This window comes from Caldicellulosiruptor sp. DIB 104C (genome assembly GCF_028198085.1).
In the GTDB taxonomy this organism is placed as follows: domain Bacteria; phylum Bacillota; class Thermoanaerobacteria; order Caldicellulosiruptorales; family Caldicellulosiruptoraceae; genus Caldicellulosiruptor; species Caldicellulosiruptor saccharolyticus.
Map to the genome: position 1 here is coordinate 2,200,916 of NZ_CP116337.1, position 15,338 is coordinate 2,216,253.

The window sequence follows — 15,338 nt, forward strand, 5'->3', positions numbered from 1 at the left end:
TCAGGTGTTTTTTAATCTTTACATGAATAAGAATTATTTTCAAGGATTGTTTTTTGCCCTAAACTTTAAAAGTGTATATCAGCTCAGAATAGTTAGAATATTCTACAAAAGATATGTAAAAGCAGTGATTATTGGTGCTGATTATTATCTTTACAATAAAATCAACATCGCGGTAATAAGTAAATACAAACATTGAAAGAAACCATTCGAACATTTGACATGGTGATGTATCATACACTGTGGCAGATTGAAATGTTCCAACCATCCCACACCTGGGTTTTCTTTCTTTATAAATTTTCTTATAAATCTTAACCCATTAAATGGAGACTAAACAAAAAAAAAGAGGTTGCCCTTCTTTCTTTTTGTGGGCAGCCTCTTTTTGAGTTTTTTATCTCAAATACCTAAGAGGATTTTGAGGAACACCATTTTTTCTCACCTCAAAGTGAAGGTGCGGACCTGTACTGCGTCCAGTTGAACCACTCTTTGCAATCAGCTGACCTTTTGCAACTTTCTGCCCTGGCGATACTAAAATCCTGCTAAGATGCCCATAATAGGTCTGATACCCATTTTTGTGATTTATAATTACAAGTTTTCCGTATCCACCTGACCAGCCTGTAAATTCTACAACACCGCCATCTGCTGCATACACATTTGAACCCCATGGCATAGCTAAGTCGATCCCCTCGTGGAATTCTCTTCCTCTGTAACCAAACCTTGATGTCAAAGTCCCCCAAGCAGGTAATGAAAACCTTCCTGTTGCAACGTACGCAGGTGGTTTTTTAGTCCCAACAACAACTATTCTTTCAACAGGCTTTTGGATAAGCTGTTGTGAGATAATCTGTCTGTCATATTCAAGCCCATTCATATAGACAATCTTTGCACGAATCTTTGCTTTGCCATCTTTACCTTCTTGTTTGACAATTGTTTGGGTGGTATAGTAGTTTTCTGATTTTATAACCTTTACTTCTTTGGGAAGCACATCCTCATATTCAACCTCTTTTTCCAGCATAACGTTTATTAGCGGGGTTGCTTTTGTAAGTTTTATTTTTTGCCCAGGCATAATTTTCTCTGAAAGTCCTGGGTTTGATGCAAATATATCATCCACTGCAAGATTATATTTTCTTGACAGATCCCAAAGAGTATCTCCTTCCTTGACTGTATATTCTATTACCTGGTCTTTTCCAAACATAATCTTTGTTAAGGCAGTAGCTTCATCAGCTACTTTAATAGCTGGTGAGACATAAACTGGTTTTATCTCTACCTTCTCTAAGAATTTTGCCTGCGATGCCTTGTCATTATAGTAGACCTTTTTTAGCTTGTTAAGAATGTTATTTGGAGTTTGTGGATTTTCAAATACAAAATATGGTTTTGAATTAACAAAAATAGCATACCTTTTTACAAGGACCTTTCCCTTTTCTATGATAGTATTTTTCAGCTCATCAACCCTTGTCTCACGATATTGACCAGGCTCAATGCTCCTTAGTTGAAGCTTACTTTGTAAAATGAAACTGTCTGTATTGTGTCTTTCCTCTACTTCTTTTTTAATCTGGGTAAGAAGGTTTTGTGCTTCAGTCTTGTCCTTTACATACCCTACAATCTGATTGTTCAAAACAACTGCGTACGCTTTTTTGTATGTAGAAGGCATTTTGTTGATTAAAAATAATATTACAATCATCAAAATCAAGGTTGAAAATATCTTTGCCTTCAGAACTATTTCGGTGTAATTTGGCGCCTTTTTGATATACTTTAGCCCCATTAAAATTCTATAAACCTCAGAAACTGCATCTTCAAAGATGTGTGAAAGTTTATTATGTATCTCTTTTGAATATAGGGATTTAATTTTATCTAAACTTAAAAATCTATTTGAAGAAGTTTTATTCCTCTCAGCACTTCTATCCTTTTTGAATTTTTTCTTATCAACCTTTTTGTTGCTCTCCAGCTTTAACTGTAAAAGTGTTTTGTCCTTACCCTCAGCCTTTGCTACTTTTTCACCAGTGTCTTTAATCTTTTCTTTTATCTCAGCTTGAATATTTTTAGGAACAAACCTTGCTTTTTCTTTATCTGGCACGGCGGCTGTGGCAGCTGATTTACTTTTTTGCGTGTGCTTTGCCACAAAAACACCCCCTTACAAAAACAAAAAGGGTATTAATACTACCCTTATATAATTTATACTATGTTGAGTATGCAAAACACTATACTTTAATTTTAATTTAGATTGTTTGATGTGTCAAAGGTAAATATTGTTCAATTTTTTGTATTTAGGTTAAAAAAGAGAAAAGGGGGAGGGAGTTTATCGCCCCATAAATACCCTATCTCCGCTTCTAAAAATCCCCTCTACATTTCTTATACAATTGGTTTTTCTCTCACTTTAATGGTATGCTCTTGATATCAGGTAGCTCATCTTTTGTGATTACATAGTCGCTGTTGTAAATCTTTCTTAGCATATGATTGTCGTTCCATTCATCGTTGTATTTGCTGCCTGTCATAACATAGTTTCCTGCCCATACAGAGAACCACAGCCACGAAACACCTTCTTGTTTTAGCACAGCCGGGTCAGGAATAGTTCCGCACTCAGAAAGTGCTATCATCTTGTTTGCATTTGTGTACTTGAGAGCCTTCACAAACCTCTCTGTATATGGGGAGTACTGAGCTTTTTCCTCATATATATCTTCTGCAATTATATCAACATACTGATCTCCCGGATACCAAGCCGCATCCTGACCATTCCATACCCAGATAAGGTTGTTAAGCTTGTGATAGTTTACGAGCCTGTCAAACATAAGCTTCCAAAGCTTTATATATGGCTCTGGTCCTTTAGCTCCCCACCAGAACCAACCGCCAGACGCTTCGTGCAGTGGTCTGAAGAGAACCGGTACCCCTTCTTTTTGAAGTTTCTTGAGCTGCTCAGCAATTGCATCTATATCCCTTAAAATCAGTTTGTACTCAGTTGAATTAGGATTGTCCATAGCTTTCTTTACATCAAATGTTGTAGCTTCTGTGTAAAAGCCTCTCCACCACTCTTTGCCCGGCTGGTCAATAAGACCTGTTGGAGCATTCCAATGCCAGCAAAACGCAACTATGCCGCCACTCTTCCACCATTTAATTGCCTCATCCACATCTGTGCCTCTTGCACCGTGTTCTACCCTACTTGGTGAGTAGTCCATGAAATCGAAGCTTCTGACAGCTGGGTATCTTTTTGTGACATTAAAAATCATCTGAACTTCTTTGCCTTCACCGCTGCTCTGCTGACCGGATAAAATCTTTTCACCGTAAATGCTCGCCAAATAATTCATAAGTCTCTGTGCATTGGGATGTGGATTAGGCGTTACTAACTTTGAAGAAACTGAAAGCTTTGATTTATTTGCCGCAACAATCTCTTCTATCACAAAATAGTCAACCGCAATTGTGTATCCACCAGATTTTTGCAGTGATATTGTGTGGTCACCTGCTGTTAAATAAATCTTCTTTCTTATAACCACTTCCTGGAACTTACCCTTTACGTTTGGAACCTTCGCTCCGCCTTTCAAATCACCATCTATCCAGATATCAATACTACCATCCTTTACAAGCCCAAGCGTTGAGATTGCAAGAGTAAAGATGTAATGTCCTGTCTTTGGAACTTTTATGTTATAGAGTGCATTTCCCATGTTGTTTCCAAACAACAGTATATAGCCTTTCCCAGAAAACTTTGCATTTTCTTTCTCAACGCTGTATGCCCAGCCGTCGCTTGCACTCTCAGCCTCAATCTTAATTTTATAATATGTTTTTGGATTTGGAAGTAATACCTGTGTCACCTTTGGTGCAACCTTCTTTCCAGCAATTAATGCTATATTGTCAATGTAGATGGGTCCTGTATACTTTACATAAGACCCCGCAATTCTCAAAACCAATACACCTGCTTTTTCTTTTACATTGTAAAGATTATCCACGCACTTTATGACCGCATAAGTCTTTCCGTTTATCTCTTTCCATGTTATCTTATCTTTGTAGTTAAGAAGTGTAAAGTCTTTGATTATCTTCCATGGACTATCCACTGCACTTGCTGACATAATTTTTCCGGCAACTTTGTCTGGATTTGGAATATAGATTGTATACTCAAGTGTAGAGTATTTGCCAAGGTCAAAAAGTTTTTCTTCCTTGTCTGTGAGCTTTACAGCAATGTTCATTTCTTCAAACGCTGTACCCTGGAAATTAGCATTGAGCTTGAGGCTGCCTGCATTTGTGGATGTCTTCAAGTCCTGTGAGAATTCCATTGATTTTGTCTTCTTTGCAAATCCATCCCCTGAGTATTTATAAAATCCCATTGTATCTTTTTCAAAGTTGTACACAAAGTTTTTGCCTTCCTGTGGATACACAAGAGTGACCCCTGTGAAAAAGTCCTCCACAATCTCCTCTTCTTCGCTACTTCCATAGTCTTCTTTTGAGAGGTTTGACGCATCTTCTGGTCTTACTCTTATATTGTCAAGATAGATAGGTCCTTTGTAGTTTGAGTTTTGACCTGCAAACTGGAATACAAGCTGTGCACGCTTTTTGGTTCTAAAATCATCAGGAATTGCGAATGCTTTGTGGATGACTGTATAGTCTTTACCGTTTATTTTTACCTTTTTGCCTGCATTTGCAGTGATATTAAATTCACTTCCAAGTTCTTTCCAGCCATCATTCAAAACAACCTTGTAAGCAAAACCGCCTTGCGATTTATTAAACTCATCGTACGGAATGAACATTTCAAATTCAACTGATTTGTAGTTTGTAAAATCAAACTGGCCCTCTGGAACACCACCAATCCATGTTCCAAGGTCGCCCTGGTCCCAACCATTGTTCGGGTTGAACTCAACATCAAGCCTTAACGCATATTTGTTGCTAGGTCTCTGAAGGTCAGTGGAAACAGAAACTTTTTTGATACACTTTAGGGAATCCCCCCACGCCTCTCCAAAATTCATAACAGACCCATCTTCAAAATCTAAAACCACACTTTGCACTGATGTCTCAACAGCACCGAAGATTCCATTTGGAATAAGACTCAGTAAGAATAAAATGGTAACAACAATAGAAATTATCCTCCCCTTCTTCTTCATACCTTAAAGCACTCTCCCCTTTTTTAATTATTAATGCTCTCTTTCATTTGAGCTGGCAGGCACGCTAATCTTTTGCAAAAGCCTTTTCTTTTTTAAAGCTTTTGTTCAAGCGTGCCCGCCAGGCAGTAACCTTTATTGAGTTACCTCTTCTACTTTGATGTTGTCTATTACAAAGTCAGTACCCCAGTGAATGCCAATCTTCAAGCCCATTGTTGTTGAGTTGTCAGGAATTCCTGCAATTGTTCCTTCGACATGATAAACTGTGTTTGCCTTGTCAAGCTTGAATGTTATCCAACCATATGACTTATAGCCTGACTTGTTGCTGTTTATAATCTGAGCATAAATGTATGTGTCACCTGGTTTTGGAGGAGCTTTTAAAAGTTTTACGTCAAAGCTTATCTTATAATCATGCCAACCATAAATCTTTACCTTGCTTGGCAGTGTATAGAGTGCATCAATCCACTCGCCGTCTTTCTTTGAGTCACACGCAACCTTCAAAGACTTTCCTTTAATAGCCTCCTTACCGGAAACAATAGAAAGTTTTACTGTCTTCTTTGTTTTGTCAAGGATTGTGAACATATCCATCTTGCCATTGTCAAAGTTTATTGTAAATGGTTTAAATGGTCTGAACACTGGTTTTTCTGGCTGAGCATTAGCTTCTCTTACTGCCTGCTCTGCTTGAGGCTTTAGACCCGCCAATGCAGATGATACTGACGCTGCGTTGAAAAGTGCGCCATTTATATCCCACACTAAATTCCCCAAAACAGAGTCTGGTGAGCCTGGATAGAATGAGAACTTTGCAAGTTGTTTGTGGAAATCTTGTAGATATTTTGGTCTTCTCTTGATTCCGGGCTCGTCACAAACCTTTTGGCTGCTTTCCAAAAGAATATTTATGAATTTACCTGCACCCTTTGGATTGCGCGCACCTTTTGAAATGCCATACCCGTCACATTCAAATGGATAGAGCTTACTCTTATTATCAGGTCCAAGTGGAATTGGAACAACTTCTATCTCATCTTCTACCTTCTGGTTGAATACTTGGTCGTCATAGTTGTACCATCTTTCAATGTACATAGCTATCTTTCTCTGAGCCAAACCTGTGCTTGTTGTATTCCAATCTGTAATCATCCAACCCTCTTTGATACCTTTTTGTGCAAGGTTGAGTCCTTTTTGTACCCTTGGGTCGTCAAAGTTGAGTTTTGCATTACCATTCTTATCAACATTTACGTATGTCACACCATTTGAATATACAAATATCTGTGGGTACCAGCACCCAACACCGTATCTGTCTACTTTACCATCGCCATTTGTATCAGCGGTGAGTTTCTTTGCCAAGGCTACAAATGTGTCCCAATTCCATTTACCTTTCTTGTAAAGTGCAAGCGGCATCTCGCTCTCGTCAATACCCTCTTCAAGCATCAAGTCCTTGTTATACAGAACTACCCAGAAGTGGTTAGAGCCATATTGGCTCGCCAAATAATACTTGCCGTTGTACTTGAAAATTTGGTCCATAGCTCGGAGGTTCAAATATGGTGCTTTTAAGTCCACATAGTTGTTAATTGGTTGCAAATACCCTTTTGTATAAAACCTTGGGAAGTTACCAGAACCTCCAAATACAACGTCAATTGGGTCTCCTGCTGCCATTCTTGTTATTATTTTTGTATCCCAATTGTTCCAGTCGCTGTAGACAAGTTTTATCTTGCCACCATAATTCTTTTGATAGGTATCAATTGCTTTTTTCACTGCCTGTGCAAACAGGTCATTTGTGTTTTTGAAACTGTCTTGTGTAAGACCTGGTCTGAAAAATGAAATATCACCCAATTTGGTTGCAGCTACTGCAGAGTCAGGTGCCTTTTTAATAACCACGAAAAAGCTCAAAACCATAGCAATTGAAACAATGAACACTAAAGCCTTTCTAAAAACCTTTGAACGCATCACAAAACCTCCTCCTCCTCTTTGAAATAATTTTTATGCAAAACCCCTCTAAAATGTCAGGGTTTTTGCCAAAATATTTTTTATCCAACAATACCTGTACGCTCTATACTTTCTGTGAAATATCTTTGCCCTATGATGTAAATTACAATCAATGGTACGATAACCATTAAACAACCTGCCTCTAAAACTGAGGAGCGCATTAGGTATATGTCATTCGCGTTGACTAAGTTGTTCAAAAGATTCATTCTTTCGTTCAATATTGTAAGCATAACAGAGAGTGGAAGATTGTCTGTGAAAAACATTGCAGATAGATAATAGTCATTCCAATGCCAAACGATTGTAAATAGCATGACTGTTATTATTGCACCTGTTGCATTTGGTACCATTACTCTCAAGAAGGTAGCAAATGGTCCACACCCGTCAATCTTAGCTGCCTCTTCAAGCTCAACCGGCATGTTTCTGAAAAACTGTCTAAAGATGAATATATACAGGCTTGACCTTATTCCCATACCAAATGCGTTTAAGATGTAAAATGTCCAAGGGGTGTCAAGAAGATTAATTGTCAGTGGTTTTCCTGTAAAAAGGCCAATTAGTCTTCCGATATAGAAGAAGTCAAAGTGTCTGAACTTAACATATAAAGGAACAATTATTGTCTGCATAGGTACTATGATTGTAAAAAGAAGTATGCCAAATAGAATTTCTCTTTCTTTGAACCTAAATCTTGCAAAACCATAGCCTACCATCATGCATACAAATGTCTGAATAATAACAGAAGGTATCAAAATCACAAGAGTGTTTTTCATGGAGTTTGCATACCCTAAAATCTCGTTTGCAAGTTTAAAACTCTCAATCGAAAAGTGTTTTGGTATCCATACAACACTTGGGTCAAGCAAATCCACCTTATCTCTAAAGGCATTGCTAATCAGAAATAAAATAGGATACAAAAGCACATAGCTCATACCAATAATGAAGAGATATCTAAATAAGTTTTTTAGTATGTTAAATATTTTCTTTTTAATAATTGCTTTGGTAAAAGTAGAAGTCTGCCGCTTATCAGAAGCTTTACCTTTCAAGGCCCTTAGTCTTGCCTCCATCTTTGACTTACCCTCTTTCAAAAAATATTTTCAAATTTAATTTGCCCAATAGCTTCTTTCTTTGTTTTATGTTAAGTATACAACTCTTCTTCCAATCACCTTATTTACAATTAGAATAATTACCATGACTATTCCAAAGTAGACTATCGCAATTGTAGTACTGTATTCAAACCGTCCGTTGTTTAGCTGTGTCACAACCATTCTCATGACATAGTTTCCATAGTCTGTAAAATAGTCAATTATCGAGTATATGACAGCAACCAAGAGTGTTGGTGATATCATTGGAAATGTAATCTTCCAAAACTTTTCCCACTCAGTTGCACCTTCAATCACAGCAGCTTCATAAAAACTCTTTGGAATATTGTGCAATGCTGCCATCAAAAGTAGAATCTGAACACCAGACCGCCATGTCAGGTCAAAAAGCTGGCTTATAGTGTTTACAATAAATTGGCCAAGCCACATTGGAACACCTGAATTTACCAAAATCGCTCTCAAGTTCTCTACCCTAAAAAGTGTAGTAGAACCTGAAGCTGCAGTGCTCACATCACCCATAACATTTTCTTTTAGAATTGTTATTACAACACCTGATGCAATGATAACAGGGAAGAAAAATACTGTTCTTGCAAAAGTCCTACCTTTGAATTCATCTCTTAAAACATATGCAACAAACATGCTGAAAAACACTACAACCGGTACCTGATATAGCATATTTACAATTGAAGATGTCAAAGTCCTTATATAGTTTGGGTCTTTCGTGAATGCGTACAAATAGTTTTCAAACCATACAAATGTAAACTCTAACCCATTGTCACCAAGCTTTATCTTTGTCAGTGTGTAGTAAATAGCATTGATAAATGGAATTATGAAAAAGTATATAAGACCAATTAGCCACGGCAATATAAAGAGCCTTCCATACATAGCCTCTTTTTGTCTGAGTGTCATTTTACGTTTTGGCAAAAACCTTTTTAGAGTTTGTGAAACATTCATATTTTTTCACCTCTTGACAATAACTTTATAAGACTGAGCAGGAACTTGAATACTATCTACCTTTTGAGGTTTTGATGTATAGTTGAGCAAAATCTCAATCCCACCTTCATATACAATTCTTACTACTCCCTTTTTTAATATCTGATGATCGACAATCTCTTTGCCTTTTATCAAATCCAATACAGGATAAAGCTGTTTGTAGGCACTTTTTAGATCGCTCAGCCACATTTTATAATTCGAAGAGTATAAATTCTCCAAAATCGTCTCTTTCAGCTCATCCTCATTTCTTGCCGTCCATGTGAATTTGAGGTATGAACCTGTCTCTAACGCTTTTAGCTTCCACATCCACTCGTTTGTATAAAAGTTCACAGCAGGCATTGAATATGGAATATAACCTCTTATAACAAGCTGGTAAAGAGGAATTTCAGCGTCTTCTATTAAAAACTTGCTTGAATAAATTGGCAAATCAACTATTTCAGATGCTTTTGTCAGAAGGTACGCATTTGGGTTTGTCAGCAATATATTTGAAAACCTCTTTTTCAATTTGTCCAAAGTAGTTAAAAATACCTGTTCGGTTTGATATCTGTTTACAGGCCTTGTACCAAAGTCTGAATATAGCATTGTGCTGAGGCTTGATATAGATATATTTTTGAAATATTTAAGATTGCTATTTCTCAAGAACTTATCAACAATTTCGTTGGTGTACCTTGGTGAAATCAGGTAAAGTACTGGATATGAATCATCCTTGTAAAATATGGGCGGTGAGTAGCGCCACAGCTCTGCAGGCACCTTTTTCATTGACTTTGTTGCAACTTTGTTTCTAAGGTACAAAAGCGTACCTTTTCTAAACCTCACAAAATCAACATCAAGATATGTTTTTACTCCTGCTTGATTAAAATACTCAAGCATATTTCCAAGTCCTCGCAACCCCCCCAAAACCCCTTCTGGCTTTGCCGCAAGCGGAAGGTTATAATACACACCATTTTGCATCCAGCCTGTGAATTTGACAACAACACTGCTTATCCCAAGCTTTTTCACTTCTTTTACAATAGCTTGTGCATCCTCAAACGTCGTAAGCGGAACTGTAGCATTTACAGGAAACCCCAGGATATACTTGGGCTTTTTCATACTGCCATAAAACTCTATATAAACTGGGGAGGAATGAAGGTCATCTGCTTTCCTAAATCCCTTTTCCTTTATTAAATACTCCCTGTACTTCTTTGCCATTGCAACATAGCTTGAATTATTGGGCTCCAAAAAATAGTACCTGATAGAAAACTTATCGCTATCTGGAAGTTTTTCTTCGAAGATGTTAAACGTCCTTTCATCCCACTGTTTTTCTTTAAGTGTCACCATGTCGTACTCGCGCATGATAAACTCTGCAAAGACGTTGTTATAACTGCTCTTTGCTCCACTTGTATTAGCATTCAAAACTGCCTTTCCATCACCTTTCGTGATTACTGCTAAAAAGGCACTGTTGTTCTTCTTCATCCCAAAGATAGGAAGCCTTGCTGCCTGTGTGACATACCCTTGAAAGTCTGGGACAATTCCATAATCGTTTCCATATACCCGCTGTGAATAGGTTTCTTGCCCCTTGTTGTTATTAAAGTTTATAATCGCCCCGCATCCATCTGGTACAACTATGTAGCCACTATCTTTCATACTTCCTGCACCAAAGAAAGGAAGAAGCATAACAGACACAAGCCTGTATTTTCCCTTTTTAAGTTCTCTAATTTGTTTCACCAATATATCAACGTTCAAATAATCATTCTTAATTGTATATGCAACTGGTATTACAAACCCCTCTTTTTTGAATGTATATGTTGCCAAAAAACCATTTGGAATCTTTTTTATCTTAAGACCTTTTTTCAAAACTGAATTTACATAGCTATTTGCTATCTGAATTGTTGAGGTGACATCTGTAAACTTTACAGTAAGCTGAGACGCCATCTGCATACGTGTACTTCCAGCTGCAATTGCATCTTGTTTCCAATTTTCTGGGTTGCTATACCAAACCGTATTTGAGCGTTTATCCACAACCTTGAAATACCCATATTTTTGATTGACATAAAGTTCAAGCACTCCATTTTTAGCAACAAGCTGATATGAATTTGTATCTGCTAAAGTGTATTGAAAATTCCCAGTAACACTACTTATTCCGACGAGTACAGCCACCAGTATAAGCAGTAACTTTTTTGAAAAATATCCTCTAACCATCAAGATTATAGCCTCCTTAAAAAAGCCTTCTAAACTACAACCTAAGTATTAGCTCATTGTAGATGCTTTGAATAAATCCAAATAGCTGTGCAAAAAGAGTAAATACCAAAATCATTATGAATATGATAACTGCAATACCTATCAAACTTGCAACAACTGTTGCAACCGTCTTCCCAAAGCTGAATTGATGCACAGCCTTGATTGCATTTAACATACAGATTATAAGCCATAGCACTCCTATTATGTTTATAAATGTTAAGAACATCCCTTCTTCCATAATAAAGATGTTACTGAGAATTACATAAATCAAATTGCAAATTATATATGGAAGCAGGGCATAAGCTGAGAAAATCCAAATCTCTTGGAATGTTCCTTCGCCTTCTGTTAAGGTCGAAACTGACCAGTTTGACAAAACCCAGAAGAAAAACATAACAACCGTACTTGAGAAGATAGAGATTACGTTTATCCTATCTTGCCTGTATGGATTGAATATAAAACCTGTGTATTGTCTGTGAATTATAGCAACAATAAAGTACAAAAGAATAATTATCGTGGCAATCAACACAGAGCCTTTTTTCTCATCTTTGAGCTCTTCAAAACCTTTAAAGGGATGGAGCATTGTGTAAATTGGAAACTTTTCTTTGCTGACCTTTCGTGTATACTCCTCATCAACTCTTTTTTGCTTTCTAAACCTCCTTCTTAAAACCACAATCAATATAATCAGACCAATCAGACCTGTTGCAATAATTCCAAAGTTCCTCTTTAGAAACTCGTTTCTCAGCACTTCTTTTGCCTCAGAATACCCCTCTTTGTCGTTTGCAAGCCTGAAATGCTTCAAAGCGTCACTATACCTGTTCATTCTCAAAAGCGCCTTGCCAAGACCAACGTGCGCAAGTGCATAGTTACAATCCATCTTGTTGACTTGTTCCCAAAGTTGCCTTGCTTCATCATACTTTCCATCATTATATAATAGTGTTGCTTTGTGAACAAGTTCACCAAACTTTGTCTCATTGAAAACTGTAATTGTTGCTTTTTGCTGGTCTAAAACAAGTATTGTATTACCAATACTTTCGACTGCAACAGGGTCTCTAAATGTCCCCATCTGGTCCGCTTTCCCGCCCATTATAAAGAGCAGATTTGCGTTTTGGTCATACTGGAAAACACGTCCTCTTTCATAGTCAAGAGCGTTAATAAATCCATCTTTTGTGACATTTATATCGACAAAGTAAGAGTCTTCAAGTCTTTTACCATAATATTTTGGCAGGTCACCGAAGTCGCGTGTCTGATCCTTTTTCTTGTACCACAGAATATTCTTTCCCAAGAAATTGAGTTTCTTGAGCTCACCCACACTCACAGATGCATAGTTAGAACATGTATAGATAAACCCATCATCGCCAACATCTATACTTGTACACTCTGTCGGCAAATACCTTACCATTGAAGAGCTTTGCTCTTTTGATAAAATCTTTTTCCAGATTCTATCAATAAGAAGTTGTAAGGTTACAACAACCTTATTACTTCCAAAAAATCCAAGAAAGTTGTTTTTATCATCAAACATAAATGCACCTTCATAGCTGCCCAGCGACAGTACATATGCAACGCCTGCATTGTCAACAGCAACTCTAAGCGGTACAAAATCTTTGTTTGCTGCAACCAAATCGGACTTTGGCTTTGTTATCTTCCTAATAATTTGACCATCTTGGTTTATGACAAATACACATTTAGCACCTTTGTCAGCTACATAAATCAAATCATTTTTGTCAACACTAATCCCGCTCGGGTCAACCATTTTGACCTCTTGTTCGTTTTGTGTAAACTTGTCTATCTGTTTTATGAAGTTAAAATCTTTATCAAATACCACAATCCTGTTATTTCCAGCATCCAATATGTAAATGTTATTGTTGTCATCCACAAACATATCTCGGGGAGATGAAAAATTTCCCACACCTAAATCCTTGCCACTTAAAACCTCTGCCGGATAATAACCCTCTGCACTTGGTATATCCCAGTTGTATATATCATAGTTGTATTGGTAATAAGGAACCTCAATCATATTTGCAAAGCCAAATACTGGTATGTTTAAAATCAACAGTAATATAGACATTAACACAACTACCCTTTTTCTTGTCATCCTTATATTCACTTACTACCACCTTTACTTTCAAAGTTTTGAATATTTCTTCTAAGACCACTTGCGATTACTTAATGCCAGATGTAACCATTGTTTCCATAACGCTGCTTTGAGATATAACAAATAGAATTATTGGTGGAATCATTAAAAACAGTGCCACAGCAGCTCCAACCCCAGCACGTGCAATCCCACCTGCTGCAATCTGTGAAAGAAGTGTTGGCAACACTTTTAGATTCTCACTGAATATAAAAGATCCGCCTGTTTGGTTCCAAAGATATTGAAATGAGAATATTGTAAGTGTTAACCACGCAGGTTTTACATTTGGCATAACTATTCGCCACCAGATTTTAAGTTCATTTGCACCGTCAATTTTGCCCGCCTCTAAAAGAGAGTCGGGAATCTGTGTCATAAACTGCTTCATAAGATAAATCCCCAACGTCATCTGCCAAGCAGGAAGTATCAGTGCCCAGTAAGTATCAATAAGGTGTAGCCTTGACATTACAATGTACAGTGGAATATAGGTAACCTGTGGTGTGAACAAAAGTGCAAGCACTATTATCTCATTTATTACTTTTTTAGCAGCAAACTGATGCTTCGCCAAAGGATATGCTGCTAAAGATGCAATCAAAATATGCCCAACAGTTCCAACCACACAGATAAATAAGCTATTGAACAGGTACCTTGAAAATGGCACCCACATGTTTGTCGCAAGCTGAAACATCAAGACAAAATTGTCAAGTGTAGGACGTCTGACATAGAGCCTTGGTGGAAATATGAATATCTCATCAAGTGGCTTGAAAGCTGAAACTACTGTGTACAAAAGCGGTAGTGCCATAAATATTCCGACTATAAAGAGAATTATGAAAATCACTATGTTGCCATAGACGCTTCTGTTAACCTTTTTATGAGAATATGAAAACCCCTTTGCCATTTTATATCTTTCACCTGCACTTTCTTTAAGAAAATTGAAAATAGAGACTTTTTAGTCAGTTGAGTATCTTCTTAAGATTACTGCAATGACTTTGTTTGTGACAAGCATAGCTATAAATAAGACAACAGCTATAGCCGAAGCATAACCCATCTCAAATCTGACTGTTCCATAGTCAATTAAATAAGTCACCACAGTGTCAGCACTGTACTGGCGAGTTGGGAGCCCACCGAGTGCCATCACAACTGTGCTCACACCAAATGACGCTCCTATTTGCATAACCGCACCAAACATAAGCTGTGGTGCCATTTGTGGAATTGTTATATACCAAAGCTCTTGGAATCTATTTTTAATACCATCAATGGCTCCTGCTTCAAAAAGCTCTTTATCAAGGTTTTGAAAACCGGCAACAAATGCCAAAAACCCTGCACCAAGGCTCAGCCACAGCTGAACAACTATTATCACCCAAAGCACATAGTTTGGGTCTTGAAGCCAGTTTATAGGTTCTTTTAAGATTCCCCAGCGCATAAGCCATCCATTAATTAGCCCATACGCATCACCGCTGAATATAAAAGCCCAAATGAAAAACACGTTGCCGGCCAATGAGGGCGAGTAAAATATCAGTGTCAAGATCGCCCGTACTTTTGGATTAAACTCGCTTATAAACCATGCAAGTATGAATGACATAAGATAGCTTATCGGTCCTGTTAAGAAAGCAAATATGAATGTATTTCTCAAAACCTTTAAAAATATCTTGTCTGCTAAAAAGAGCCTTACGTAATTTGTCCATCCAACCCATTTTGGTGGCTGGAGCATGTTGTAATTGGTAAAACTCAAGAATATTGATGCCACAACAGGAATGAGCGTAAAGATTGTAAACAGGAGCATATACGGTGCTATCATAAGATAGCTTGCTTTGTTTCTTTTAAAATCTTCTATAATGCCCATCTTTTATACCTCACTTCCCAAAA

The 15,338-nt window shown here is 37.4% G+C and carries 10 protein-coding genes; 1 reads left to right on the forward strand and 9 read right to left on the reverse strand.

Translation table 11 applies throughout. The annotated features are described in order from the left end of the window. Nucleotides 1-22: 22 nt before the first annotated feature. On the forward strand, nt 23-196 hold the full coding sequence (locus tag PGC14_RS10845) for a hypothetical protein (RefSeq protein ID WP_156823682.1): 174 nt from the start codon (nt 23-25) through the stop codon (nt 194-196). A gap of 192 nt (nt 197-388) precedes the next feature. Here PGC14_RS10845 and PGC14_RS10850 read toward each other — a convergent pair whose 3' ends face one another. From PGC14_RS10850 to PGC14_RS10890, 9 genes are all read right to left on the reverse strand, one after another. Continuing rightward, entirely contained in the window at nt 389-2,113 is a 1,725-nt protein-coding gene (locus tag PGC14_RS10850) for a peptidoglycan DD-metalloendopeptidase family protein (RefSeq protein WP_271628910.1), read from the reverse strand. A 250-nt stretch (nt 2,114-2,363) separates the two neighbouring features. Beyond that, on the reverse strand, nt 2,364-5,075 hold the full coding sequence (locus tag PGC14_RS10855; RefSeq protein WP_271628911.1) for a glycosyl hydrolase: 2,712 nt from the start codon (nt 5,073-5,075) through the stop codon (nt 2,364-2,366). Between the two features lie 132 nt (nt 5,076-5,207). Then, the gene (locus PGC14_RS10860) at nt 5,208-7,013 is read right to left on the reverse strand and encodes an ABC transporter substrate-binding protein (RefSeq protein WP_307742491.1); all 1,806 of its coding nucleotides are present in this window, start codon (nt 7,011-7,013) and stop codon (nt 5,208-5,210) included. A gap of 77 nt (nt 7,014-7,090) precedes the next feature. Then, on the reverse strand, nt 7,091-8,104 hold the full coding sequence (locus PGC14_RS10865) for a carbohydrate ABC transporter permease (protein ID WP_271628913.1): 1,014 nt from the start codon (nt 8,102-8,104) through the stop codon (nt 7,091-7,093). Between the two features lie 66 nt (nt 8,105-8,170). Beyond that, a complete protein-coding gene (locus tag PGC14_RS10870) occupies nt 8,171-9,091 on the reverse strand; it encodes a carbohydrate ABC transporter permease (protein ID WP_271628914.1) in 921 nt (306 codons plus the stop codon). Nucleotides 9,092-9,097: 6 nt separating this feature from the next. Beyond that, entirely contained in the window at nt 9,098-11,308 is a 2,211-nt protein-coding gene (locus PGC14_RS10875) for a DUF5696 domain-containing protein (protein ID WP_271628915.1), read from the reverse strand. A 34-nt stretch (nt 11,309-11,342) separates the two neighbouring features. Further along, nucleotides 11,343-13,412, reverse strand: coding sequence for a YIP1 family protein (locus PGC14_RS10880; RefSeq protein ID WP_422653044.1), 2,070 nt, complete (start codon nt 13,410-13,412; stop codon nt 11,343-11,345). Between the two features lie 94 nt (nt 13,413-13,506). Further along, the gene (locus PGC14_RS10885; protein WP_271628917.1) at nt 13,507-14,370 is read right to left on the reverse strand and encodes a carbohydrate ABC transporter permease; all 864 of its coding nucleotides are present in this window, start codon (nt 14,368-14,370) and stop codon (nt 13,507-13,509) included. Nucleotides 14,371-14,421: 51 nt separating this feature from the next. After that, entirely contained in the window at nt 14,422-15,315 is an 894-nt protein-coding gene (locus PGC14_RS10890; protein WP_271628918.1) for a carbohydrate ABC transporter permease, read from the reverse strand. Nucleotides 15,316-15,338 lie beyond the last annotated feature (23 nt).